Here is a 25,474-nt window from a genome sequence, read left to right as displayed (position 1 = left end):
AGCCATCGCCCTATCGCCCTATGGCCGGGTCAACACTTCCAGCAGATGGCCGTCAGGGTCGGGGAAATACACCCCGCGTCCGCCGTTCCTGTGGTTAATCTCTCCGGGCTGCGAGCGCGCCGGGTCGGCCCAATAATCTATGCTCGCCGCCTTGATGCGGCCGAACACTGCGTCGAAGTCGGCATCTTCGATCTGGAATGCATAATGCTGATGCGCGACATCGCCTTCTTTCTCCATGAAATCGAGCGAGACCTCATTATCAAGCTCGACCACAAGAAAATGGCCAGCGGGCTTGGGGTCAGGCAGGCCCAATATATGGGTCAGGAAATTCGCCGCCTTTTCCTTGTCGCTAGACCGGATAATAGTGTGGTTAAGCTTTATGGCCATTCAAGCCTCCGCCGTTTCTCTCTCGCATAGCTCCGCAAGCTGGTCGGAAACGGTACTCCATCCGTCGGTAAATCCCATTTCTTCGTGCTGTTGTTGTGCCTCCTTGGTCCAGTGGCGCGCGCTTGCGGTGTAGCGGGTCCCGCCGTCCTCTGGCTCGATCTCGAAAATGCCGATCATGAAGGGTCCTTGCGGTTTCAGGTCCGCCGTCATCGCATCTGTAAAGGCAAAGCGTTTGCCCGGCGTGACGTCCAGGAAAATACCTTCGCCTTCATGCCGCTCGCCATCGGGGCCGTGCATGATCGTCGCCGTGCGGCCTCCGGTGCGCCAGTCCTGCTCGATAATCTCTGTTCGCCACGGTTTCGGGCACCACCATTCGGTCATGCGCTCGGTCATGACTTGCCAGACCCGTTCCGGTGGCGCGGCGATATGGCGGGTGATGGAAAGTTCGTAGGTTTCTTCGGGGGTTTTCGGGGTGCAATCTGTCATTTTATGCTCCTATTTTCATTGTTGCTCTGCCCTGTTCGTTGGTTCAGTCCCTGTCAGGCGCTCCGCCCGGAAAAAAGGAACGATAAGGGCGGCCCTCATCCACCGCGCGTGCGACCGAAGGGTGGGACAGCAGGCGCGCGCGATAGGCTTTCAGCAGGGGCAGGCTGTCGGCAATCGGATATACCCAGTCCGCGTAAAACAGAGCCGGAGCCGCCGCACAATCGGCAAGGGTGAACGTCCGGCCTGTCGCCCATTCACCCGCCTCCAGCCGTTCTTCCAACCAGCTATAGGCCTTGTCGAGCGTTGCTTTTTCGCCTGCTACGCCTGTCGGATCACGATCTTCTGCCGGGCGCATGAAATCAGCAACGATCCGCTGCATTGGCGTCATGACATAAAAATCGCAGATTCGGTCGAATAGACGGACGTGCCGTGCATCATCTGCGTTCGCGGGGATCAGGCCAGCGTCAGGTGCGTGATGTTGTGCGATATGCTCTATGATGATCGTTGTTTCCTCGATCACCAATCCGTTATCCAGTAACAGCGGAAATTTCCCGAGCGGTGCGAGTTTTGCAAACTCGGCCTCATTATCGGGATGCTCTGGATCCAGCATGCGGAAATTGAACGGCGTTTGTGTTTCGTAAAGAGCAATCGTTGCCTTTTGCGTGCATGATGAGAATGGATGACCGAATAGCTCCATCATAGAGCTTCTCTTTTTACAGCCGCTTCAATCGCGGCAACGTCGATTTTCTTCATTGGCATCATGGCTGTGAAAGCACGTTTGGCAACCTCGCCGCCTTGCGCCATTGCTTCGTTCAATATGCGCGGAGTGATCTGCCAGCTGACGCCCCAACGGTCCTTGCACCAGCCACATTCGCTTTCCTGTCCGCCATTGCCGACTATGGCGTTCCAATAGCGATCGGTTTCTTCCTGATCCGCAGTTTCGACCTGAAAAGAAAAGGCCTCGCTCTGTTTGAAAGTGGGGCCGCCAATAATCGCCATGCAGGGCAGACCAAGCACTGTGAATTCAACAGTCAGTTCATCGCCTTCCTTGCCGCCGGGAAAGTCGCTAGGGGCATGGTGCACTGCATCAACATGGCTATCGGGAAAAGTGGCGGCATAAAATTCGGCGGCTGCCTTGGCATCACTTTCATACCAAAGGCAAATAGCGGCTTTTGTCATTATTAGCTCCCTTCGTTCGAGTCGGCATTTGCAAATAATTAGAATGTGAGTTACAAAAAGCAACCATGAAGTTACAAAAAGAAACTGAAAATCGGCAAGGCGTTCGAAATCGCTGGTATGATGATGCCTGCGGAACCGCCTTTGCTCTTGACCTTATCGGTGAGCGGTGGAGCATTCTCATCATCCGCGAATTGATGTTCGGGCCGCGCCGGTTTAGCGAGCTTCGTGCAGGACTGCCGGGGATCAGCGCCAAAATCCTGACCCAGCGGCTGGAGGGGCTTGAAGCTTCGCGCATCCTTAAAAAGCGCAAGGCACCCCCGCCGGTGTCCGCTCAGGTTTATGAACTGACCGAATGGGGTTATGAGGCGGAGGACATTATCCAGGTGCTGGGTAAGTGGGCAACGCGGCATCCTAATCATGACCCGACCCTGCCGCTCAGCGCGGCGTCGATCATGATGTCATTCCGCACAATGCTCGACCCGGACCGTGTAAAAGGCTTCTCTGCAAAAGCAGGCTTCCGGATAGGGCGTGACCAATTTGTCGTCACAATCCGTGACGGTGCCATTGAAACGCAGCGGAGCGAGACAGAAGGCGCAGACTTCATCTTCACCGGATCTGCAGAAATGCTGGCAGCAGTTGTCTATGGCGGCGAGCCCATAGAAACACTGGAAACAGCCGGGCTGCTCATGCTTGAGGGGGACCGCAAACTGGCAAAACAGTTTGTTACCCTATTCCCGCTCCCTGAAAAATTACCGCAGGAGGTGTGAGCGGGGGGATGGTCTTGTATCAGGGACGTTCCGGATAATGATCACCCTTTGCTCATGGTCCGAAGAGCGGTGGTCAGCCGTGCGATATCATCGCTGCTATTGAACAAGGCCGGGGTTATCCTGACGCAGGAACCCTTGGCAAGTCCGTCGCGTGCTACAGTGAAGATGTTAAAACGCTCCAGAAGTTCCCGTGCAACCGCTTCATTATCGGCCATGCTCCGGCGATCAGAAAAACGGAATGAGGTCATGCCGCAGCTCAGGCGCGGATCGGCGGGCGTAAGTATCTCAAGCCCCTGCATATCGCGCAGTTGTTCGGCCCACAGGTTCCGCAAATGACGAAGCCGGGCTTCCTTGGCCGCGCCCCCGATTCCCTCCTGGAAATCGATTGCATTGGGCACAGTCATTGTAGCGGCAAAATTGGCCGTGCCGCTATGGACGCGCGCGTTGATGTTGGCGGTTGTATCATCCAAGTCAGTCATATGCGGATCAATGTCTGGGATCCGGTCTTTCGCAATATAAAATCCGCCCACTCCCAAAGGCGCACCGATCCATTTGTGTAGGTTAAAGCCGACGAAGCTCGCACCCAATGCGGGCAGCTTGAAGTCGAGCTGACCCACACTGTGCGCTGCATCGACTATGGCATCGACCCCGCGCGCTGATGCCATTTCAATGATCTTCCGGATGGGCAGCACCAGCCCGCTGCGGTGACCCAAATGGGTGAGGAGGATCAGCCGGACACGCGGGTTGGCGTCGAGCGCCTGTGCATAGGCGTCAATCATCCCCTGCCATGTCGCCGGTTCGGGTAGTGTAATGCGTATGACATCAACCCCGCGGCGGCTGCGGAGCCAATCCATTGAGGACTGCATGGCGGAATAATCGTGATCGGCATAAAGAACGGCGTCTCCGGAACCAAGACGATTATACCCGCCGATCAGACATTGCAGCGCCTCTGTCGCGTTGCGGGTGAGGGCGATCTCGTCGGACCTGACGCCCACCATATTGGCGACGCGCTCACGAACAGCGACCCATTGCGAGCCGTATTCGCGCCGTGAGTAATAGGAACTCTCGCGGTTAACTTTGCGCTGATTTCGGAAATAGGCGTCGAGTACCGGCTTTGACATCACGCCCCAATTGCCATTTTCCAACTGGGTAATGCCTTGCGGCAATTCATATTGGGCGGCAACCGTTTGCCAATAGGCCTCATTGGTTGCCAGTTTTGCCGGTGACATGACTGGCTTTGCCACCCCAGCCCCTGCTTCCAGCATTGCCGGAAGCAGGGCGGCGCCCGCAATGAATTGCCGCCGGGCAATCATGTTAAAACTCCACTCCGACGCGGACATAATATTGACCGCCATCGGTGTCATATGGGGCATTACGTGAATAGATGAGTCCGCGAACCGCCTGGTTGGTCGCTTCGTCCGGATAGGTGTCAAAGATATTTTCCGCACCGACACGCAGGCTGATATTCTGTGTCATCTTGTAATCGACGGACAGGTCAAACAGAGCGATGCTGCCAAAGTCCTGGAAAATCTTGCCGGTGGAATTGCCCGAGGAGTCGGTCCATTTTCCATAATAGCGCGCGCGTGCCATGATGTTGAAATCGCCAAGTGTATAGCCGATGGATCCGGTAGCGTTCTGCTTTGGACGGGCCCCTTCAAATATACGCTTTTGATCGGCAGTTCTGTCGGCAACCGAACCGGCGGTCGCTTTGGTCTGGTTGTAATTATAAGCAGCCGAAAGGTCGAGGGTGCCGGGGCCGACCTGACCGTTCCAGGCCAGCACGACATCAATACCACGGGTACGCGTGTCATAATCGTTGGTGAAGTAAGAAACTGACGTGTAGCCCATTGGATTGTCGAATTCATCAGGCACTACGAAGCTTTGCGAAGTACCAAAGCGGTCCTTCACCTTGATCTGGTAGAGGTCAACCGTCGCTGTGAGTCCGCCTGTCCGGTAAGAAAGCCCGGCCGCAATCGAACGGGATTTTTCCGGCTTGAGCGGCTGCGCCCCAAGGGCGAGGGCGATCGGATCATTGAGCGCCAGACGTCCCGATGTAAATATTTGCAGGTTCGTCGTGTCGAGCCCCTGGGATGTGCGGCTGGTAAATGTCTGTGCCGGTGACGGGGCACGGAAACCTGTGGAATAGCTGCCGCGCAAAGCCAGCGCATCGGTCAGTTCAACGCGGCTGGAGGCTTTGAAATTCAGCGTGTCTCCAAATTCGGAATAATCTTCATAACGCATCGCTCCGCCAACGGTCCAACCCGGTAGCGGCTGGGTTTCCAGATCAAGATAACCGGCATAGCTTTCCTGATCCCATTCACCTGCCTGATCCGTGCTATAGCCCGGAAAGCCGTTGGAATTGGCCGCAAGCCCGGTTGCAGCACCCGGCCCGACGGCAAAGGATGCGTCATCGCCCGCGCCGACTTTATAAGTCTCCAGGCGGCGTTCCGCGCCAAAGGCGATGTTTAATGGTGATGCGAGTCCCAGGTCAGCGCGATAGACAAAATCGGCATTGAGGTTGAATTCCTGCTGAGTCAGTTGACCAAGATAGAAATAGGTCGGACTCAATGGCCCCAGTGATGCGTTGATCGTTTCGTCGATGGTGTAATCAATGCTGTTTTCACCCTGGGACGCGCTGAAATCATAGCTGAAGCTGTCCGACAAATCGCCTCGCACACCGCCAACAATCTGGTGGTCGGTCCAATCGGACCCGAAACGGGGCGTGAAACCGGCCGGATAGAGTGACAATACGTTCCAGTCAGGGAAAACCGTGCTGGGATTATAGACATTGGCCGTGCCATCGGGGTTGCGCCAGTTAAAGTCGGTCACGCCGTCGCCCCAGCTGAAAGTACCGAACGCATAGGGTTCAAAAGCTTCCGAAATCGGCATAGCGGTATTGAACGCGGCGCGCAGGGAATTGACGTCCGGCTGGCCCCAGCGCTGCACAGGATTAGGCACGTCGATATCGGGATTTGCTTCCTGATAGGCGATTGCATCGGGACGCTGGCGCGTGCGCGAGGTTGCGTCAGCTTCGGAATATTCTGCCGTTATCGTCAGGTAGCCGCCGTCGCCAAAGTTCACGCCGGTGCGAATACCGGTCTGATATTGTGCGCCATCGCCTTCATAATATTCGGAAAATTTGCCATAAGCGGAAAATCCGGCATCATCGTCAAGGATGACATTGACCACGCCCGCAATCGCGTCCGATCCATATTGGGCAGCAGCGCCATCACGTAGAACTTCGATCCGTTTGACTGCGAAGGTTGGAATCTGGGCGAAATCTACTGCCTGAGCGGTCGAAAGTAGCGCCGAACGGTGGAAGCGGCGGCCATTGACCAGCACGAGCGTATGATCGGGCGACAGGTTGCGCAGCCGCACCGGGCGCACGAAGGCCAGCCCGTCATTGGCGGGAAGCCGCTGGACGTTAAACGACGGAGCGAGCTGTGCCAGTGTGTCGGACAGGTCGTCGGATACGCTGCTTTGAATGGCGCTCCCCGAAACAACGTCAACGGGCGCCATGGTGTCAAACTGGGTACGGCTGGCATCACGCGTTCCGGTCACGACAATGTCGTCAAACATACTATCGTCAACAGAACTATTAGCGAAGGAAGGCTGTGCGGAAAGTGCCACGAATGCAACGGACAGCAGTAATGAATGGCGCATGATTGCTCCTGAGGTAATTTATAGTTGGATTGTGAAGAGGTTAGCTGGAAGCTGAGCGCCCCCTAGCTGCCCGAAATGACGTTATTATGACGGGTTATGATTTGCTGCGATAATTTGTTGCAGACTTGGCGGGGCGTAAATGGAATCCATTTTATCCCCAGCCCTTTTCGTGCGTTGGTGATCACGCATTGGAAATTTCGGCTCAATGGCAGCATTAACCCGGCAGGTTAGGTTAAGCTGGCCCCCAAATAATTTGCAAATCTATGTGATCATTTCCATGGACGCACCGGTTGCGTCTAACCTGTTTTACGTTCCCTTTCGCCTGTCATTCAGCCAGCCCTTTGCGCGCATCTCCGTGCGGGCGCATCAGGCTTTCCTGGGTGACAGTTGCGATCATTCGTCCGTCTTGTGTAAAAAAATGTCCACGGTTCAGCCCGCGTGCTCCCCCGGCCCACGGACTTTCCATAAGGAACAGGTGCCATTGATCAAAATCCGGTGTGTCATGAAACCAGATTGCATGATCGAGACTAGCGGTCTGCAAATCTTGCCAATTGGATTCGCGGATGTGGGGCAATATAGCATTGCGAAGAAGCAGCATATCGGATGCGTAGGAAAGCAGGGCGCGGTTCATTCGAGGGTTGGCATTTGCTGGTTCACGCATTCGCATCCACGCACCCGATTTCGCTTCCTGTGATGAGCTTCCCATCAAAACTGATGCATCAAGGGGTATGATCTCGATCGGACGCTTCGATATACGTTCGATCACGGGGCGGATCGGCGAATCGCTGTGTTGATCCAGCCAGCTTTGCAGATTGGCAGATGCTTGTTCCACAGTTGGAACATCGCGGGCCGCGTCCTGATGCGTAAAGCCGGCTTCGGGATGCTGAAACGATGCGATCATCGAGAATATGACGACCTCATTCTGAATGGCCTCTACGCGCCGTATCGAGAAGCTACGTCCGCTGGTCAGGTGGGTAACGCGATAATCAACCGGTTCTTCGGCATTTCCCGGCTTGAGAAAATAGCAATGTAGCGAGTGGGCTAAGCGCTCGCTCCCTTCTTCAAGAGAGGCTGCCATTAATGCCTGCGCTATGGCCTGGCCCCCGAACAGGCGTGGGCCGACGGCTGGGCCGGGCTGGCCGGTAAAATGTCCATCGTCGGACAGGACAGGTTCTAATAGATTTGCAAGAGTAATGATTTTGAACCTTTATCTAGTGTTTGTCTGCGCGAAGCACAGCGGGGATATAAAGTGAGAATAAAGAAAATGCCCAGCGTTTTTGGCGCGGGGCATTTTCGAGTCTTTGTTGAAGTGGGCCTTAGAAATTGACTTTGGCCCCCAATCGAACTGTGCGTCCAAGCGGGTTTCCGATGAACGGGTTGTAGCCAAGCTCGAACCGCGCTGCTGGTGGATCTTCGTCAAAGATATTTTCAACAGACGCCTGCAACTGGATGGCCGCAAAGTTGAGCGGAAGGTCATAAAGCATGGTTAAGTCATGCTGCGTCAGGGCAGGGATTTTGCGTCCAAAGTCTGTCTCCGTCGTCGGATCACCGAAGCTTGTGCCGTATGTTGACGTAAAGCACGGCGCATTATCGGGGCAACGGTCGTCCTTCACTCCGCTGGCATAACGGAAGACATAGCGGAGGTTGAGATTATTGATATTGAGGTTGGCAAAAGCGTTACCCTTCCATTCGGAAATAGTGCCCGGTGAGCGGTCGAAGTTCGCAAAACCAACGGCATCATAAGCGTCGGAAATCTGGACGCCCAGGACGTTTTGCGGATCCACATCATAGTTGAGGGTCCATGTTGCTGCACCACCCACTGTCAAAGCAGCTTCTCCAAATAGGAACGTGTAATCAGCCTTCAGGTCGATACCGTCCGTTTTTACGGGTGCGCTGTTCACGATGAATGTCTGGATACGGGCAAGGTCGGCACCGGTCGTCACACCCTGAACACAGCCGCCGGAGAAGGTCAGGCGGTCTGCAAGCGGGTTGCTACAATCGGCCAGACCACCTGGTGTCGGAATGACGGACGATGCAATGGCATTTTCGTCCTGCGTCGCGATCGCGTCTTCGAAGTCATAGCTCCAATAGTCGATCGAGGCATTAAAGCCGCCCGTCTGGACCACAGCGCCGATATTATAGGTGAACGCACTTTCCGGCTTAAGGGCCGGATCGCCTGTGATATCCACTGAAAGGAAACCGGCATTTGCGGCGTCAATTGCTTGCAAGGCAGTCACAGTTGATGGCGAGATGTTGCTTGGCAACGGACCACGGAAGGTGGTGCTGACGGAACCACGCAGCACCAGCCACGGTGTTGCTTCGAACCGGAAGCTGGCTTTGGGATCCAGAGTGGACCCGGTTTGTCCGCCATAATCTTCGTAACGCAGCGCCAGATTGACCTCCAGATTGTCGAGAATCGGAACCTGTACCTCGCCAAAAACGGCGTACACATCGCTTTCCAGCGCAACATTACGCGATTGCCCAAGGAACGCAAAAGGTCCGGTGCGAACCGTACATGTTGTATCGCCAAGGATCGGGCAGGGGTTACGGTTCGAATCGTTCAGAAACAGCCCCTCGTCATTGCGGCCCGCCGTTTTGAAATTGGTGGAACGATATTGCGCGCCGATACCAAATGCGACCGGACCTGCGCCGAAATCCAATCCGCCAAGATCGCCGCTGACCAGCGCATCAATAACAACTTGCCGCTCCTGCTGGTTGGTGCCGGTATTGCCAAACATCCAGTCAATCAGCGCAGGATTATTTGAATTCATCTGGCCGGAAGCGCCCGTGTAGTTGGGGTTAGTCTGGCCGGTGACCGGATTCAGCGCAATCGCGTTCGAGAACGGATTATAATACATGCAGCCGCCTTGACCGGGTGTGCCTGTTGCAACATCGCAGTCAGGACCGCCCAGACCGTCCAGGGCATTTTGCAAACGAACAGGCAGATAGTCAGGAACAAGCGATTCCGAACTGGCCTGAATATAGGTGCCCTGCAAGGAAGCCGTCAGTGTCGGAGATACGTCAAATTCAAAACCAGCCGAAGCGCGCCAGCTATTGTTCTTGCTGAAACTTTCATTGCCGTAAGGTTCGCCAGCCAGTGGATTGCCGCCGAGCGAAAACGGGCGATATACAAGGATAGCAGCGCCCGGCGTAAACGGACCGACAGCGGTTGGGAAGCCGGTCTGATCAACAAAATCCGCGAAGCCGGGGTTGGTGCTTGGTACGAAATAATTAAATTGGGTTCCCGGTCCTGCTGGAGAGGTTGTCGAAGGATAGGATGGCGACAGGACGGTTTTCGTAACGCTACGCGCCCACAGAACATCCGCGTTGAAACGCACCGAGTCCGAGAGAGTGACATTCATCTGAGCAAATGCCTGATAGAAATCCTGCTCTTCGACCAGATTATTATAATCGGTGAACTGATATGCGCAGAGAGGAGCCGCTCCGCCTGAAAAGACCTGAGTGCCGCCAAGATCGTTACAACCCGCATCCTGATAAGGCGTTCCGGAGATTAGCGTGGGACGAAGTGCTGCCGCTGGATTGTCGCGGATAGGGCCAGCTGGCCTGATAGCCGGGAAATAGGTCGCCGGATTGCTGACAACCGAATAACCGGCCGGGTTGGTTTCGTAATCTAGGTTTGCATAGTCGCGATCAATTGCTGCGAGCGGCGAACGATGGCGATAGCCGAAACCCGCCAGAATGTTCACATCGGGGCCAAGGTTTTTGCCGGCCAGAATGCTGGCGGTATAATCACCATCGCTATCGCTGATGAAGCGGTAGTCACCCTGGATTTCGACACCTTCAAAATTTTTGCGGGTAATGAAATTTGCAACACCAGCAACAGCATCAGAGCCATAGGTAACGGCAGCCCCGTCTTTTAACAGTTCCACCCGTTCAAGCGCAAACATCGGTAGCAGGTTCGTGTCGACCAGGCCGTCACCCGGCGAAATAATCGTGCGATGACCGTTCAGCAATACGAGCGTACGCGTCGGACCCAGGTTACGAAGGTTCAGCGTACCAACGCCGCCAAGACCTTGCGCTGAAGACGAGAACTGGTTGGAATCGCCAAGCACGGAACCAACGGCTGGAATATCTTTGATGAAATCAAGCGGTGAAGTCACACCTTCTTCAGCCAAATTTTGGGTTGAAAAAACATCAACCGGCAGCGCGCTATCTTCCGGAGTGCCTCGGATCAGTGACCCTGTCACAACGATAGTTCGGTTTTCAACATCGTCTGCGGAGCCATCGTCGTTTATCTGGGCAAACGCAGTGCCAGGAGTCATTGTAACCATGCCAATTGCCAAAGCGGACATGGCGCACGTGTGCCGTCGGATTTGTTTGATCATATTCCTCTCCTCTAACGGCTGCACTTTTGTGTGACATACCGTAAGTTCTAAATGAGTAAAATTGACGCAGCGTGTCAAGTTAATTCACTAAATTACTATATTTGGTTCTTTCTGGGCTATGATTTGTGGCTAATCTTTTTTCCGGGTTATTAACGCGATAGCGGGTCGGTATTTCTATAAAAGAATTATTTATCATTATATTGATCTATATTTAATGCCTGAGATAAGAAGCAATAAGCTGATTGACTGGCGCTGAAGGTTTCAATTTTTCAAACTATGAGTTTGCTCCGGCGATGAGGGTTTCTCTCATACCCAATATTCAATCGATGGGTATGTAGCTTGTATTGAGCCCGCTTTACCGCTCGATGGTGCCGGCAAAAAGGGCGCCATAAGCGCATGAATTTGCGCGGGATATAAAAAAGGGGAGGCCGAGCTGGGCCTCCCCTGAATGTTTCGTGGCGGAATATTTGCCCACTATCTTCATTATGTATCAGCGCGTGAATTTTTCGCCTGCTTCCGCCTTTTTGCGTAGGTAATCGCTGACCGGAAGGTCGTGCTTTTCAAGGCCGGCTACGATATTATCCAATCCGACCGTATCGGCCCAGAACATCGGACCGCCGGTATAAAGCGGCCAGCCATAGCCGTTGATCCACACAACATCGATATCGCTGGCGCGCTGTGCCATTTTTTCGTCAAGGATTTTAGCCCCTTCATTGACCATGGGATAAAGCAGGCGTTCCTTGATCTCTTCCTTCGAAATATCGCGCTGTTCATGGCCCTCCTTCTCGGCGAAGTCGGAGATTATTTTTTTCACCTCGTCCGAAGGCGTGCGGTTACGGGCTTCGTCATAATCGTAGAAACCTTTCCCCGCTTTCTGGCCGAAACGACCCACAGAGCATAGCGCCTCGCGTACCGTCGTGACCTTTGAAGGATCGCGGTGCCAGCCGATGTCGATACCGGCGAGGTCGCCCATCTGGAATGGCCCCATGGGAAAACCGAATTCAAGCAGGACATCGTCAACATCCCAATAATTCGCGCCTTCCATGATGAGCTGGTTAGCCTGTTGCTGACGAGGCGAGAGCATGCGGTTGCCGATAAAGCCAGGACAGACACCGGACACAGCGGCAATCTTTCCAATTCTTTTGGCCAGTTTCATCGATGTGGAAAGCACGTCATCTCGTGTTTTATCGCCGCGAACGATTTCAAGCAGCTTCATTATGTTTGCGGGACTAAAGAAATGCAGGCCCAGAACATAGCCGGGGCGTTCGGTCGCGGCCGCAATTTCGTCGATATTCAGATAGCTTGTATTTGAGGCCAGAATAGCGCCTTGCTTTACCACGCTGTCGAGTTTTGCGAAAACTTCCTTCTTCACGTCCATATTTTCGTAAACGGCTTCGATCACCAGATCGCAATCGGCGAGATCTTCATAGTCGAGCGTGCCCGAAAGAAGGCCCATCGCGTCTTTAACCTGCTGGGCGGTCATGCGGCCGCGCTTTGCGGTATTTTCGTAGTTCTTGCGGATGACGCCCATGCCGCGGTCCAGCGCTTCCTGCTTCATTTCCAGAATGACGGTTTTAATCCCGGCGGACAGGAAGTTCATGGCGATGCCGCCGCCCATGGTTCCGGCTCCGATGATTCCAACTGTCTTGATGGGGATTAACGGAGTGTCCGCAGGCACGTCATCGATCTTGTTTGCAGCGCGCTCGGCAAAGAAATAATGCCGCATGGCAGCGCTTTGCGTTCCTGTCATCAGCTTGGTAAACAGCTCGCGCTCTTTCTTTACGCCGTCTTCGAACGACATTTCTCCTGCTGCCTTAACGGCTTCTATCGCAGCATTCGGCGCGTCGAAACCGCGTAGCTTGCGCCCGTTTTTAGCGCGGAAATTGTCAAAAATCTGCGGGTCTTTCACGCCGTCTTGATTGGCGGTACCGTGTGAGGTGCGCGGAACCGGCTGGCCGATTTTCGTTTTTACGAATTCCACCGCATCTTCCGCCAGACTGTTTTCGCCAACAAGCTTGTCGAGCAGGCCGATGCTTTCCGCTTTCTTGGCGCTAATCGGATCGCCGATGACAACGATGGGCAGAGCAGCCTCAGCGCCGACGAGACGCGGAAGGCGCTGTGTCCCTGCAGCACCGGGAATCAGGCCCAGCTTCACTTCGGGTAGGCCCAGCTTGGCGGAGGGAACAGCAACGCGGTAATGGCAGGCCAGCGCGACCTCGCAGCCGCCGCCAAGCGCCGTGCCGTGGATCGCGGCAACCACCGGCTTCTCGCTGGCTTCGATTATATCGCAGACTTCGGGTAAGCTTGGCCCCTTGGGTGTCTTGCCGAATTCGGTGATGTCGGCTCCGGCAAAGAAGGTGCGGCCATCACAGCGTATCACTATGGCTTCGATGCTATCATCGCTCAATGCTTGCTCGATGCCCTTTTGTAATCCTTCACGCACAGCTTGGCTCAGTGCGTTAACCGGCGGATTGTCCGCTGTGATTATCAGGATATTGCCCTGACGCTCGGTTGAAATGGCAGAATTCATTGTCTCACTCTCCTTTTATCAAAGCCAGGTTTGGCCGACTCTAAGCCGGGAAACTTATGCTTAATCCCTGACTTTTTCCCTATGGATTTCCGGCATACCTATAGTTCAAACTAACTACAATAAGTTAGTCTAAACGATAATTAGTCTCAAACCATATTTTCAGAAAAGCTAATCATCTCTTGCCTTTTGTGATTTGTTCTGACTAAATCGCGACAAATAAATAAGAGAGGAAATAGCTGAAATGCGTAATGCCGTTATAGTGTCTACCGCCCGCACTCCGTTGTCGAAATCAATGCGGGGGGCATTTAATGCAACTCATCCGGTGGAATTGGGGTCTTGGTCGGTTAAGGCTGCGGTCGAGCGTGCGGGACTCGACGGTGCAGAGGTTGATGACGTGGTTATCGGGGCCGCCAACCAGAGCGGAGCGCAAAGCTCCAACATGGGGCGTCAGATCGCTCTTCGCGCCGGATTGCCTGTTGATGTGGCGGCAATGACCATGGACCGCCAATGTTCGTCAGGACTGATGGCGATTGCGACTGCAGCAAAACAGATCATCGTTGACCGTATGGATATTTGCGTTGCAGGCGGGGTCGAGTCGATCTCGGCCATCCGTTCGGGCGGCGGCAAGCCGGAACGCGATGAAGAATTGCTAAAGATGCATCCCGACATTTTCATGCCGATGATCGGAACGGCTGAAACAGTGGCCAAGCGTTATGGCATTAGCCGCGAAGCGCAGGATGAATATTCGCTAGTATCACAGAGACGCACTGCCGCAGCGCAGGAGGCTGGAAAGTTCAGCGACGAGATACTCGAAATATCCACGACCATGAACGTGAAGGACAAGGAAACCGGAGAAGTCAGCAAGAAAGACGTGACGATTGCGATGGATGACTGCAACCGTCCGACAACCACGCTGGAAGGTCTGGCGAAACTCGAACCCGTTATGGGTGAGGGATATTGCATCACCGCAGGCAACGCTTCACAGCTTGCGGATGGTTCCGCTGCTTCGGTGCTAATGGAAGAGGGGCTGGCTGAACAGCGCGGTTTGAGCCCGCTCGGCCGTTATGTCGGCATGGCGGTAGCGGGTACCAAGCCCGACGAAATGGGCATCGGCCCGGTTTTTGCCATTCCCAAGCTGCTCAAACGCTTCGATCTGACAATTGGTGATATTGGTCTGTGGGAATTGAACGAAGCCTTTGCGGTGCAAGTGCTTTACTGCCGTGACAGGCTTGGCATTCCGGATGACAGGCTTAACGTGAACGGTGGGTCGATCTCTATCGGGCATCCCTTTGGCATGACGGGTGCGCGCTGTGTCGGTCATGCTCTGATCGAAGGCAAACGCCGCGGCGAAAAATATGTCGTTGTCACCATGTGTGTCGGTGGCGGTATGGGTGCAGCTGGTTTGTTTGAAGTACTCTGACGATGGCAAGTAAAGTGCAAACGGAAAGTCTCGCATCGGCAATCGGTTGGGAAGCTCCCGCCGGGTGGCCGATTATTAGCCGCGAAGAATGCATGGCGCTGTTGACAGCGCCCGGAGCCAAGTTCGAGATGGAGACCGTCGATATTAACGGTATCCCGACCCGCACATGGAAAAATGCTCCGCCAAATCTACGCGCCATTGCAATGGCCGGACAATCGCATGGTGACCGTGTGTTCACCATCTACGAGGACGAGCGCGTCACCTATGATGCGTGGTTCAGGGCGGTCTGTCGTCTAGCCACGGAATTGCAGGCGCGTGGTGTAAAGAAGGGGGATCGCGTTGCGGTGGCGATGCGCAACCTTCCGGAATGGCCGGTCGCGTTTTTTGCCGGTGCAGTGATTGGCGCAATCGTCGTGCCGCTCAACGCATGGTGGACCGGGCTGGAACTTGCCTATGGCCTCGACAATTCGGGAACCAAGATTCTGATCTGTGATGACGAGCGCTGGGATCGTGTCCAGCCGCACCTTTCAGAGATCCCCGCGTTGGAAACGATATTCGTATCGCGCAGCGAAATCGCACCGGAAGGTGCGGAAACACTGGAATCCATCATTGGCAAACCTGGCGAATATGCAGACCTGCCAGCAGGGACTCTGCCTGCCGTGGAAATCTTGCCCGATGATGACGCGACCATTTTCTATACCAGCGGTACAACCGGCAACCCTAAAGGTGCACTTGGCACGCATCGGAACCTTTGCACCAACATTATGACCAGCGCCTATAGCGGCGCCTGCACGGTGCTTCGGCGCGGTGATCCGTTGCCGGACCCGGTCCAGAAGGTTGGCTTGACCGTTATACCCCTTTTCCATGTTACCGCATGTTCGGCTGGTCTGATGGGGAGCATAGCCGCAGGAAATACACTGATTTTCATGCACAGATGGGACCCTGTCCAGGCATTCCAGATCATCGAGCGCGAAAAGGTCAATTCTACCGGAGGTGTCCCGACGATAGCCTGGCAATTGCTTGAGCATCCGGAGCGCAAGAATTACGATCTCTTCAGTCTTGAGGCTATAGCATATGGCGGCGCTCCTGCCGCACCCGAACTGGTTCGCAAGATCCGCGAAGAATTTGGCGCATTGCCCGGTAATGGCTGGGGGATGACCGAAACGATGGCGACGGTCACAAGCCATTCAAGCGAAGACTATCTGAACCGGCCCGATAGTTGCGGCCCGCCCGTCGCGGTTGCCGATCTGAAAATCATGAACGAGGACGGCACACAGGAAATGGCCACGGGTGAAGTTGGCGAACTATGGGCGCGCGGGCCGATGGTTGTGAAAGGATATTGGAACAACCCGCAAGCCACGGCAGAGACATTCATAGACGGATGGGTAAGAACAGGTGATTTGGCGCGGCTGGACGAAGAGGGGTGGTGCTATATTGTCGACCGGGCGAAGGATATGATCCTGCGCGGGGGCGAGAATATTTACTCATCTGAAGTTGAAAATGTACTTTACGATCATCCGGCGGTTACTGATGCTGCCTTGATTGGTATGTCGCATAAGCAATTGGGTGAGGAACCCGCAGCAGTTGTTCATCTTGCACCGGGTGAAAGTGCGAGCGAGCAAGAATTGCAAGAATGGGTCGCGGCGCGTCTGGCCAAGTTCAAGGTGCCGGTTCGTATCGTGTTTGTGCAGGATGTCTTGCCGCGCAATGCGAATGGGAAGATTCTTAAAAAGGACCTGCACAGCTTGTTCTGACTGGATTTGTCTGACATGAAAATCAGGCGCATGTGATGACTTGACGTTACGCGCAGTGGGGGGTCCGATGGCGACGAAAGACAAGGCTACCGATAGGTTTGACAAGAAGCGGGACTCCATCATCAAGGCCGCGTCTGTGCTAATCAACACGCAGGGGGTGCAGGCGACGACCCTGGCTTCGGTTGCGAAAGCGATTGGACTCAATGCAACGAGCATTACCTATTATTTCTCTCGCAAGGAGAAACTCGTCGTTGCCGTTTATGATGCCACGCTCGACCTGATGGAACAAATGGCGCGGGATTCTCGTGCACAGGATAATCCGGCAGCCCGTCTTCGCTATTATCTTGCCGAACATGTGGCCTTGCGCAAACGGATCAGGCGCGGTGAAACTGGCCTGTTGACGGCTCTTTCTGAAATACGCACGCTAGACGAAGATACGCAAAAGCCGCTTCTCAACCGGTACCGATCCATCGTGAATATAGTTCGCGAATTTTTTGGCAAACCGACCAATGACGCGCAAAAGGCACTCTACACTGTGCGAGCACATGTGTTGCTGGAAGCAATGATGTGGTGGCCCGCATGGTCAACGCGCTATTCTGTACTGGATTTCGACCGTGTTCAAGAACGGCTTTTCGATGTTCTGGCTTATGGAGTTGCTGCACCCGGCAGCGAATGGAACCCGCAAAAGCTGGACGGAAAACTCTGGCGCACGGATATAGGTGAGGCACCCAGCCAGAACGCCGAGTTTCTACGCGCCGCGACGGTAACGATTAACGAGCGGGGCTATCATGGCGCTTCGGTGAACCGGATCGCCAAAATCCTCAATGTGACGAAGGGCAGCTTCTATCATCATCACGAGGCCAAGGATGACTTGGTCCTCGCCTGTTTCCAGCAAAGCTATGACCGGCTTTCGGCGGCCCAGATGGCTGGCTTAAGTCTGGACGGCAATTACTGGACCCGTTTGTCGAGTGTCATGGCCGGACTCATTGACCTGCAATTTTATGACACGACACCGTTACTACGCACAACTGCTCTTCAGGCCCTTGAAAGCAACGACCGTTTCAACGTCGTGACACGCTCCAACCGGTTGGCCCGGCGCTTTGCCGGGATGCTAATTGATGGCATTGCCGATGGATCCGTTCGGCCTATTGATCCCCTCGTTGCGAGCCAAGTCTTCATGTCAACTCTGAACGGGGCATATGAAGGACGTCGATGGGCACGGCGTTTCACTGATCCCAATGAAGCTATCCGTGTCTATGCATCCACCCTCTATGATGGAATGATTGATAAATAGAACGCGATAGAGCCAAGCGTGGGTTGGAACTAGGCTTAGTTGATGACGTTGCGTGGTTCACGCACCATGAATAAAATCAGCGCTGCCGCAATCATGAGTGCAGTCAGCACCGTCGCAAAAAACGGTTCGAATCCCACAAAGGCTATCGCTACCCCGGCCAATACAGGCCCGATGGCGGCGATGATGCCCTCTACCGTTGTCACAAGGCCAAGCCGCATCGGGATATCTTCCTGGCTACCGAATTCCAGCACCATCGTGCTCGCTGCCAGCATCCAGCCCGATGTGCCAAAGCCCAAAAGGATGAATGCCGCGTAAATGGGATTGGCGCTGCTCGCCATCATCAGGGTGATGACGCCAGCTATCGAACATAGCAGCGAACCAATATAAACGATGCGAAATCCGAACCGGTCGCCCATTGGCCCCCAGATAATATTCGCGATGGTATCGGAGCCGAGAAACACAAAGCTGAGGCCGCCGATCAGTGCCCCGTCGAGGCCCAGCAAGCTGCCAGCATAAATCGTATAGAAAGGCGCCCCTACGCGCGCAGCGGTAGCAAAGCATTGAACGATTAAGAAGCCGCGAAAATCCTTGTCCGACAGCAGGACGGGAAATTCCTTGATCCTTTCCATCATCGGCATCCGGGGACGCGAAATGGGCGCTGCCGGTTCGCGGATCATGGTTTTTAACACCACCAACCCGGCGCTGGTCAGCAGAAACGCGAAGAGGAATGTTGTCGCATAGCCATTGCCCAACCAGTTTTGAGCAATGAAATAATTCCCCGCTACCCAGGCCAGAACAGCAGCAATCAAGCCACCAGCAAGATTGCGATATCCTTGCAACCTGCCACGCTTGCGGATTGGGATCAGCTTGCTCATCAGCATCTGGAAAGCAACCCGCTGCGCTCCGGTGAAAAAGCCGAGCAGCAAAAACAGGCCCAAGGTGACGAAAAGCAGGGTATTTCCAGTCAGGAACCACGCTGCGAGCGCCATGCCGAGAATCTGCAATCGCATCAGGGAGCCGACGCGGATCGCGTACGACAATATGTGGCTGCGATGTTCTATCCGCGACCCGCTGGCAATCGGGGAAATCGTCGCGCCAAGCTGCAATAGCGCGCTGGCGAGACCAACAGCCGCTGCGCTATCGGTTAGCATCATAAGATAGGCCGGGATGATGGTAGGGGCATACATCAGGCGGAAACCCGTCATGCCCAGAACGCCGTGAATGAAATTGGCAATAAAATTGCGCTTAAGATTCTCGTCTACAAAACGCGCATGATTAGCCAGTGCCCCTTGTCGGGCACTGGCTTTATCATAGATTCCATCCGGATCCTCGATCGGATCCAATGGCTTAGTATCCGCTCAGATTGGCAAAGCGGTTGCGCAAGTAGGACGAAGTGCCCCAACTGGCTTCCAATATTCTGGCACGCTTCAGATACAGACCGATGTCATATTCGTCGGTCATGCCCATACCGCCATGTAACTGCACGCCTTCACGGCTAATAAGGTGAAGCACGTCAGATGCGCGGGCCTTGGCAATGCAGGCCGCTTCCGGGACGCGGAAACCGGCATCGAGCGCCATTAAGCCACCTTCGACAGCAGATCGCATGGTTGCCAATTCACCGAACAGGTCGGCCATCCGGTGCTGCAATGCCTGAAAACTGGCCAGCACCTGATTGAACTGTACGCGCTGTTTCAGATAATCGAGCGTTGTATCGAACACGCGCTGCGCCATTCCGAGCATTTCGCAGGCAGTGATGATGCGTGCGCGGTCGAGAACATGATCGAGCAGATCATCTCCGCCGCCCTCCAACTTATCCGCTACCGCGCCATCGAACGTGACCTCAGCATGGCTGCGCTGATCCGTGAGCTTGCGGGTGGAAAGGCTGACCCTATCGCCATTTTCGACGAGATATAGCCCGTCAGTGGCTGCGACAACGAACAGGTCGGCTGCATGGGCTTCGTGTACGAATGCCTTGGTGCCTGACACCTTGCCGCCGCTGACCGATGTAGCGATATTTGCCGGGTTATGATGCGGTCCTTCGTCGATGGCGAGAGTGGCGATAAGCTCACCGCTGGCAATTCTGGGCAGCCACTCGGCCTTCTGTTTGTCACTTCCGCCAAGAATGATCGCCGAAGCTGCCAGTGTTGAAGCGATAAGCGGACTTGCCGTCAGCGTCTTGCCAAGTTCTTCGACAATCAGACCAACGGACATCCAGCCGAAATCGCTGCCGCCATGTTCTTCGGGGATGATGACCCCGGTCCAGCCCATTTCGGCCATCGCTTTATAAGCGTCCGGGTTGAACGCTTCGGGTGCGCCGCTTGCGCGGACTTTGCGGAATTCGGCGACCGGGCTTTCATTGGTCGACCATTCGCGCGCCATATCGCGCAGCATTTCTTGTTCTTCGTTTAGAACGGCCATTATTTCGTCCCTTTTTCTTATTGGTGATCGAGCATTCCAAGCACGCGCTTGGAAATGATATTGTTCTGGATTTCGGTAGAGCCGCCGTAAATGGTCGTAGCCTTGCCAAAGAGCCATCCGCGCACACCGGCCAGCTCAGCCTCGGTGAACCCTTCACCTTCCCAGCCAAGGCCCTGCAAGCCCATGATCTCGATGCTCATTTCGGCCCGTTCCTGGCCAAGCTTGGTGCCCAGTTTTTTCAGCACAGAGCTGATTTCCGACACGCCGCCCGATGCCTTGCTTTCTTCAGCTGCGCGGCGGGCCGTCAGCAGGAACGCGCTCCAGCGGATTTCGAAATCCGCGATCCTGTCGCGCATGACCTTATCGGAAAGACGGCCGTCGGCGTCGGTTTCCATATATTTTTTGGCAAGATCAGCCAGGTTTGATCCACCGCGACGTGCCATGCTGCCACCGCCTGACAGATTTGTGCGCTCATGCTGCAACAATCGCTTGCCGATGGTCCAGCCCTGGCCCTCTTCGCCGACGAGATTTTCTTTCGGAACCTTCACATCGGTGAAGAACGTTTCGCAGAACGGGCTCATTCCGCTGATCATCTGGATCGGCCGGACTTCGACGCCCGGTGCATCCATGTCCATCAGCAGGAAAGAGATGCCGCGATGCTTGTCGCTCTTGTCCGTGCGGACGAGACAGAAGCACTTGTCCGCCCACTGGCCGCCGCTGGTCCAGGTCTTCTGGCCGTTGACGACATAGTGATCGCCCTTGTCTTCGGCAAAAGTCTGCAGATTGGCGAGGTCGGACCCCGCGTTAGGTTCGGAATAACCTTGGCACCAGCGGATTTCACCACGGCAGATTGGTGGAATATGCTCCTTTTTCTGCGCCTCGTTGCCATATTCCAGCAAGGTAGGACCAAACATCATAACGCCCATGCCGCCAATCGGATTATAGGCTCCGGCCTTGGCCATTTCTTCGTTCAGGATCGCAGCCTGTTTGCGGTTGAGGCCACCGCCGCCATATTCCGCTGGCCAGGTGGGCGTGCCCCATCCGCGCGATCCCATCGCCTGACGCCAGTTTTTCTGCGCTTCGGTTTCATGGCCCGGCCCTTCGACCGAAGCCAGGGCATTGCCTTTGCCTTTCAACTCGGGCGGGAAATTTTCGCTCAGGAACGTCCGAACTTCCTTTCGAAAGGCCTCGTCCGGGCTGCTTGTTTCAACTTTGGCTTTGGTCGCCATCAATTCCTCCTGTTTAGCTATTCAGACCGCGTTGCACGGCATTTCGGTTAAAACTTGTTGGGGCGTGTCAACTGGACGAGCTTACGATGCTCTCGACATCATATTCGGACTCCCGGTCGCGAATACGCAGCTCTTCCAGATTGGCTTCGTGGCTATCGCGATCGATCTTGTAAAACATCAGGAACGACGCTCCGCCAATGTAAAGCAGCAGCAATGCGGGTATATACACCATTGCGAGCTGCAACGGAATTGCCGGGTCGATGGCGCCCGGATTGCTGCCGGGCGTAAGGCCCACGAATGCAACCAGCAAACCGGCTGCAAAAACGCCGAGGCCGGATGTCGCTTTCTGCATGAAGGTATTGGCGGCGTAAAACAGTCCTTCCGACCGGCGGCCTGTCGCAAGCTGGCTTTCCTCTACTACGTCACCGACCATGGCATGGGTCAGAACAGCCGAGGAAAAGCCGCACATGTTATACAGCCCCGAAAGCATGAAAAGGGTCGGCACCAGCAGCGGGTCGCCATTCTCGAAAAACAGGCCGGAGATACGCAAAATATAGGGGGTCGCTCCGATCAGGACAGCCAGAACGGCAAGGCCAATCGCGGCGTTGCGCTTTCCGAAAATTCGGGAAAGCCAAGGGGCCATGAATAGCCCAAGACTAGCCCCGACGAGAGAGTCGAGAACAAGGATCGCAAGCTGCGATGAGGAGAGGCCCCATAGATAGGTGCCAAAATAGATCGACAAGGCAGAGGTCATGCCGATGCCGGTATATTTCAGCAGGCCAAAACCGAGCAGCGCCAAAAATCCCTTGTGCGAGAAAGTCTCTCGCATCTGGCCCAGCGTCCGGAATACACCAAGCCAGGGGCTGGGCAGAGGCGGTTTGAAATATTTTACGCGATGGAACGTGCCGAGGCTCGACAATATTATGGCAAAGAACATCGTCAACGATCCGAAAACCGCAAAGCGCCAATAGCCCATCGGATTGAGCTGTCCGACAGCATATTCCTCAGTCGGGGCGAGGAACACCATCAGCGTTAGAAACGCCATCCCGATTCCCCCAAGATAGCCGAAAAAGAACCGGAAGCTGGCGACGGAGGTTCGCTCATTATAGTCGCTGGTCAATTCCGGGGCGAGGGCGGAGCTGGGTATCTCGTAAAATGTGATGAATGTACGTACGCAGCACCCGACGACTATGATATACCAGAACGCAGCAAAATCGGACATGCCCTCAGGCGGCATGAATAATAGCAACAGACTGCCTGCAGCCGGAATGGCGGAAAAGAACATGAACGGATGCCTGCGGCCGAACCGTGTCCTGATATTGTCTGACCATTGACCGACAATAGGATCGGATATGGCATCGAAAACCAGCGCCACCAAAATCGCGGCAGATACCAGGTCCGCTCGCACACCCACGACCTGATTATAATAGAGTAGCAGGAATGAGCGGAACGCGACATCCTTGATACCATAGCCAACGGAGCCCACGCCGTAGAGCATTTTGGTGATGAGGCCGAGCTTGGGGGCAGTTTTCGATACTATCATGAGCCGCCATCCCATCGTGCGAAATGGACACCTGCGCGAACACCGCCAATCATGCGCTGGCCTCCGCTACATCTGCAAAGTCATCGACCGCCTCGCCATAGATTTCCTGCGCGGCGATTCGTCGGTTGATCAGTGAATATTCGGGGAACATCGGGTCGTTCACATCCGCATAGGCGCGCAGATGTTGCTTCGCGACAGTCACTTTGTGGACTTCGGTCGGGCCGTCAGCGATCCCCATGACCATCGAACCGATCAGCGAACCTACGAAAGGCATTTCATTCGATACGCCCAGCGATCCGTGGATATGGATGCAGCGAGCCGCAATGTCGTGATACACCTTCGGCATCAGCGCCTTGATCGCCGCTATGTCTTTGCGGACCTTTCGATAATCCTGATATTTGTCGATCATCCATGCAGTCTTGAGTACGAAAAGCTTGAATTGCTCCAGTTCGATATAGCTGTCGGCAATCTGCATCTGCACCGCCTGATAATCACCGATCTGTCCTGTGCGGGTCTTTCGGCTGACCGCGCGGCGGCTCATCATGTCGAGCAAGCGTTTGCAACTGCCCACGGTACGCATGGCATGGTGAACCCGCCCCCCGCCAAGCCGGGTCTGAGAGATAGCAAAGGCGCTGCCCTGCTCGCCCAGCAGATGATCGGCCGGTACACGCACATCGGTGTAACGGACATAGCTTTCGGACCCATCCTGCTGCCCATAAACGCCGACATTGCGCACGACCTCAACGCCGGGCGTGTCAATCGGCACGATGAACATGCTCATGCGCTGATGACGCGGCGCATCGGGATTGGTCACTGCCATCACGATCAGAAAATCGGCCCATTTGCCGTTGGTGGAGAACCACTTTTCCCCGTTGATCTTCCAATGGTTACCGTCAAGCTCCGCTTGGGTCACGAAATTGGTCGGGTCGGAACCACCCTGTGGCTCGGTCATGGAAAATGCGGAAACGATTTCGTTATTCAGCAACGGAAGTAGATACCGGTTCTTCTGTTCTGACGTTCCATAGTGCGCAATGATCTCTGCATTGCCGGTATCGGGCGCCTGGCAACCAAATACGATAGGAGCGAAAGTTGCACCGCCCAGTATCTCGTTCATAAGCCCCAGTTTGACTTGGCCATATCCTTGCCCACCAAGCTCGGGACCAAGATGGCAGGCCCAGAGAGAATTATCCTTAACCTCTTGCTGTAATGGCCGTACAAGCTCATTCCGGCGCGGATTTTTAACATCATAGGGATGGATGCCGAGCATGCCAAGGGGCTCGACCTTCTCACGAACAAACTCCTCCATCCAGTCGAGCTTCTGCTGAAATTCTGAGTCGGTTTCAAAATCCCACGCCATCGTTTCTCTCCAAAATGTCTTTTTCTGATTATTGGAGATTACCATACCGACTTTTTTAAAATCAGCAAGAGGAGTTGCAAGCTCCAAGGATTGATCCATAAAACGTGAGCGTCCGTGCGAGAGAATAGACGAAACACACATTAAGATTTCCAAACTCTTTAAGGCCCGCTAGCGTCTATCAATGACCTTTGGCGTTTTCATACACCGATCAGATTCGATCTATGACGACAGTCCGGCTGAGCGATACCAATTCCCGCGCCAATATCTGACGCGGGTTGAGCAATGTATCGGCGATTGGATCATCTATTATGAACCAAGCAAGGTGGCGGATACGCGCGGGTATTTTGCTGTCGCAAAAGTAGAACAGGTTATTCCCGATCCCACTGCGAAGAATATGTATCTAGCGCTGATTGAGCCGGGTAGCTATCTGGATTTCGTCAACCCAGTGCCCTTCAACGGGCCGCATGGTGTCGTGGAACTAGGTGTTCTTAATGCCGAGGGCAGAAATTCGGGCCGCGCACAATCTGCTGTCCGTCCGTTGTCACCCCAAGATTTCAACCGCATCATTGATTTGGGATTAGCGGAAGATAATAGTTTTCTTCCCCGCGTGGATATCGAAGAATCAATTGCACCCACATTGCGTGAGGAGCGATCGCCCTTTCAGTTTGAAGTTGAGCGTGACCGTGTTGCCAACCTTGGATCACGTTTCGTTCGTGACCGGCTGTTTAGGAGACGGGTGGTGGAAGCTTACGATTGCCGGTGCGCTATCACCGGTCTGAAGCTAATTAATGGCGGAGGCAGAGCAGAAGTAGAAGCGGCGCATATTAAGCCAGTAGAGAAAGGCGGTCCGGATATTGTTAGCAATGGCCTCGCCCTATCAGGAACAGTTCATTGGATGTTTGACCGAGGATTAATTAGCCTCAAAGACGATCTTGGAATCCTGGTCAGTCGCCAAGCTAATGATCCCGATAGTATCCGTGCAATGATTAATAAAAACTGCATTGCATTGGCTCCACACCGCACGGCGGACCGCCCGCACCCAGCATTTCTGGCTTGGCATCGTGAACATTGTTTCAAGAATTAAAATGACAATAAGCGAAC

19 protein-coding genes are annotated in these 25,474 nt (G+C 54.6%); 5 read left to right on the top strand and 14 right to left on the bottom strand.

Annotated features, from left to right (window positions below):
* Positions 1–18: 18 nt before the first annotated feature.
* The 4 genes from VIN76_RS13260 to VIN76_RS13245 are packed head-to-tail and all read right to left on the bottom strand — an operon-like array spanning position 19 to position 2,052.
* Positions 19–387, bottom strand: coding sequence for a VOC family protein (locus VIN76_RS13260; RefSeq protein WP_332042343.1), 369 nt, complete (start codon positions 385–387; stop codon positions 19–21).
* Entirely contained in the window at positions 388–873 is a 486-nt protein-coding gene (locus VIN76_RS13255; protein WP_332042342.1) for an SRPBCC family protein, read from the bottom strand.
* A 43-nt stretch (positions 874–916) separates the two neighbouring features.
* On the bottom strand, positions 917–1,573 hold the full coding sequence (locus tag VIN76_RS13250) for a glutathione S-transferase family protein (RefSeq protein WP_332042341.1): 657 nt from the start codon (positions 1,571–1,573) through the stop codon (positions 917–919).
* On the bottom strand, positions 1,570–2,052 hold the full coding sequence (locus tag VIN76_RS13245; RefSeq protein ID WP_332042340.1) for a VOC family protein: 483 nt from the start codon (positions 2,050–2,052) through the stop codon (positions 1,570–1,572). Before VIN76_RS13245 ends, VIN76_RS13250 begins: the two co-directional genes overlap by 4 nt.
* A 65-nt stretch (positions 2,053–2,117) precedes the next feature.
* On the opposite strand from VIN76_RS13245, the gene VIN76_RS13240 reads away from it, so the two are divergent.
* On the top strand, positions 2,118–2,819 hold the full coding sequence (locus tag VIN76_RS13240; protein WP_332042339.1) for a winged helix-turn-helix transcriptional regulator: 702 nt from the start codon (positions 2,118–2,120) through the stop codon (positions 2,817–2,819).
* A 41-nt stretch (positions 2,820–2,860) separates the two neighbouring features.
* On the opposite strand, the gene VIN76_RS13235 is transcribed toward VIN76_RS13240, so the two are convergent.
* The 5 genes from VIN76_RS13235 to VIN76_RS13215 all read right to left on the bottom strand — a co-directional run bounded on the left by VIN76_RS13235 (position 2,861) and on the right by VIN76_RS13215 (position 13,358).
* Complete coding sequence (locus tag VIN76_RS13235) at positions 2,861–4,132, bottom strand: aminotransferase class V-fold PLP-dependent enzyme (protein ID WP_332042338.1); 1,272 nt, start codon at positions 4,130–4,132, stop codon at positions 2,861–2,863.
* 1 nt (position 4,133) lies between these two features.
* Positions 4,134–6,482, bottom strand: a complete 2,349-nt coding sequence (locus tag VIN76_RS13230; protein WP_332042337.1) for a TonB-dependent receptor — start codon at positions 6,480–6,482, stop codon at positions 4,134–4,136.
* A gap of 325 nt (positions 6,483–6,807) precedes the next feature.
* Positions 6,808–7,647: an acyl-CoA thioesterase gene (locus tag VIN76_RS13225; RefSeq protein WP_332042381.1), complete on the bottom strand. Its 840-nt coding sequence runs from the start codon at positions 7,645–7,647 to the stop codon at positions 6,808–6,810.
* 151 nt (positions 7,648–7,798) lie between these two features.
* Positions 7,799–10,828: a TonB-dependent receptor domain-containing protein gene (locus VIN76_RS13220; protein WP_332042336.1), complete on the bottom strand. Its 3,030-nt coding sequence runs from the start codon at positions 10,826–10,828 to the stop codon at positions 7,799–7,801.
* Positions 10,829–11,318: 490 nt separating this feature from the next.
* Complete coding sequence (locus VIN76_RS13215) at positions 11,319–13,358, bottom strand: 3-hydroxyacyl-CoA dehydrogenase NAD-binding domain-containing protein (protein WP_332042335.1); 2,040 nt, start codon at positions 13,356–13,358, stop codon at positions 11,319–11,321.
* A gap of 241 nt (positions 13,359–13,599) precedes the next feature.
* Between VIN76_RS13215 and VIN76_RS13210 the strand changes: the two genes are divergently transcribed.
* The 3 genes from VIN76_RS13210 to VIN76_RS13200 all read left to right on the top strand — a co-directional run bounded on the left by VIN76_RS13210 (position 13,600) and on the right by VIN76_RS13200 (position 17,826).
* A complete protein-coding gene (locus VIN76_RS13210; protein ID WP_332042334.1) occupies positions 13,600–14,778 on the top strand; it encodes an acetyl-CoA C-acyltransferase in 1,179 nt (392 codons plus the stop codon).
* Positions 14,779–14,780: 2 nt separating this feature from the next.
* Entirely contained in the window at positions 14,781–16,532 is a 1,752-nt protein-coding gene (locus VIN76_RS13205; RefSeq protein ID WP_332042333.1) for a class I adenylate-forming enzyme family protein, read from the top strand.
* 67 nt (positions 16,533–16,599) lie between these two features.
* Positions 16,600–17,826 (top strand): TetR/AcrR family transcriptional regulator, encoded by a 1,227-nt coding sequence (locus tag VIN76_RS13200; protein WP_332042332.1) that lies wholly within the window; start codon positions 16,600–16,602, stop codon positions 17,824–17,826.
* A 35-nt stretch (positions 17,827–17,861) separates the two neighbouring features.
* Here VIN76_RS13200 and VIN76_RS13195 read toward each other — a convergent pair whose 3' ends face one another.
* The 5 genes from VIN76_RS13195 to VIN76_RS13175 all read right to left on the bottom strand — a co-directional run bounded on the left by VIN76_RS13195 (position 17,862) and on the right by VIN76_RS13175 (position 24,472).
* Positions 17,862–19,169: an MFS transporter gene (locus VIN76_RS13195; protein ID WP_332042331.1), complete on the bottom strand. Its 1,308-nt coding sequence runs from the start codon at positions 19,167–19,169 to the stop codon at positions 17,862–17,864.
* A 4-nt stretch (positions 19,170–19,173) separates the two neighbouring features.
* A complete protein-coding gene (locus tag VIN76_RS13190) occupies positions 19,174–20,244 on the bottom strand; it encodes an acyl-CoA dehydrogenase family protein (RefSeq protein ID WP_332042330.1) in 1,071 nt (356 codons plus the stop codon).
* 17 nt (positions 20,245–20,261) lie between these two features.
* Positions 20,262–21,473 (bottom strand): acyl-CoA dehydrogenase family protein, encoded by a 1,212-nt coding sequence (locus VIN76_RS13185; RefSeq protein ID WP_332042329.1) that lies wholly within the window; start codon positions 21,471–21,473, stop codon positions 20,262–20,264.
* Between the two features lie 67 nt (positions 21,474–21,540).
* Positions 21,541–23,016 carry an MFS transporter gene (locus tag VIN76_RS13180; protein WP_332042328.1) on the bottom strand — a complete coding sequence of 492 codons (1,476 nt, stop codon included), beginning with the start codon at positions 23,014–23,016 and terminating at the stop codon, positions 21,541–21,543.
* Between the two features lie 49 nt (positions 23,017–23,065).
* Positions 23,066–24,472 (bottom strand): acyl-CoA dehydrogenase family protein, encoded by a 1,407-nt coding sequence (locus VIN76_RS13175; RefSeq protein ID WP_332042327.1) that lies wholly within the window; start codon positions 24,470–24,472, stop codon positions 23,066–23,068.
* Between the two features lie 82 nt (positions 24,473–24,554).
* Between VIN76_RS13175 and VIN76_RS13170 the strand changes: the two genes are divergently transcribed.
* The gene (locus tag VIN76_RS13170) at positions 24,555–25,457 is read left to right on the top strand and encodes an HNH endonuclease (RefSeq protein ID WP_332042326.1); all 903 of its coding nucleotides are present in this window, start codon (positions 24,555–24,557) and stop codon (positions 25,455–25,457) included.
* The last annotated feature ends 17 nt before the right edge of the window (positions 25,458–25,474 follow it).

Source organism: Parasphingorhabdus sp., from assembly GCF_036568145.1.
Lineage (GTDB): Bacteria > Pseudomonadota > Alphaproteobacteria > Sphingomonadales > Sphingomonadaceae > Parasphingorhabdus.
This window is presented reverse-complemented; position numbering and strand designations above follow the sequence as displayed.

Bases quoted from the DNA above. Each gene is read 5' to 3' on its own strand.
- VIN76_RS13260 (WP_332042343.1), bottom strand. From the start codon at position 387: ATGGCCATAAAGCTTAACCACACTATTATCCGGTCTAGCGACAAGGAA.
- VIN76_RS13255 (WP_332042342.1), bottom strand. From the start codon at position 873: ATGACAGATTGCACCCCGAAAACCCCCGAAGAAACCTACGAACTTTCC.
- VIN76_RS13250 (WP_332042341.1), bottom strand. From the start codon at position 1,573: ATGATGGAGCTATTCGGTCATCCATTCTCATCATGCACGCAAAAGGCA.
- VIN76_RS13245 (WP_332042340.1), bottom strand. From the start codon at position 2,052: ATGACAAAAGCCGCTATTTGCCTTTGGTATGAAAGTGATGCCAAGGCA.
- VIN76_RS13240 (WP_332042339.1), top strand. From the start codon at position 2,118: ATGAAGTTACAAAAAGAAACTGAAAATCGGCAAGGCGTTCGAAATCGC.
- VIN76_RS13235 (WP_332042338.1), bottom strand. From the start codon at position 4,132: ATGATTGCCCGGCGGCAATTCATTGCGGGCGCCGCCCTGCTTCCGGCA.
- VIN76_RS13230 (WP_332042337.1), bottom strand. From the start codon at position 6,482: ATGCGCCATTCATTACTGCTGTCCGTTGCATTCGTGGCACTTTCCGCA.
- VIN76_RS13220 (WP_332042336.1), bottom strand. From the start codon at position 10,828: ATGATCAAACAAATCCGACGGCACACGTGCGCCATGTCCGCTTTGGCA.
- VIN76_RS13215 (WP_332042335.1), bottom strand. From the start codon at position 13,358: ATGAATTCTGCCATTTCAACCGAGCGTCAGGGCAATATCCTGATAATC.
- VIN76_RS13210 (WP_332042334.1), top strand. From the start codon at position 13,600: ATGCGTAATGCCGTTATAGTGTCTACCGCCCGCACTCCGTTGTCGAAA.
- VIN76_RS13205 (WP_332042333.1), top strand. From the start codon at position 14,781: ATGGCAAGTAAAGTGCAAACGGAAAGTCTCGCATCGGCAATCGGTTGG.
- VIN76_RS13200 (WP_332042332.1), top strand. From the start codon at position 16,600: ATGGCGACGAAAGACAAGGCTACCGATAGGTTTGACAAGAAGCGGGAC.
- VIN76_RS13190 (WP_332042330.1), bottom strand. From the start codon at position 20,244: ATGGCCGTTCTAAACGAAGAACAAGAAATGCTGCGCGATATGGCGCGC.
- VIN76_RS13185 (WP_332042329.1), bottom strand. From the start codon at position 21,473: ATGGCGACCAAAGCCAAAGTTGAAACAAGCAGCCCGGACGAGGCCTTT.
- VIN76_RS13180 (WP_332042328.1), bottom strand. From the start codon at position 23,016: ATGATAGTATCGAAAACTGCCCCCAAGCTCGGCCTCATCACCAAAATG.
- VIN76_RS13175 (WP_332042327.1), bottom strand. From the start codon at position 24,472: ATGGATCAATCCTTGGAGCTTGCAACTCCTCTTGCTGATTTTAAAAAA.
- VIN76_RS13170 (WP_332042326.1), top strand. From the start codon at position 24,555: ATGACCTTTGGCGTTTTCATACACCGATCAGATTCGATCTATGACGAC.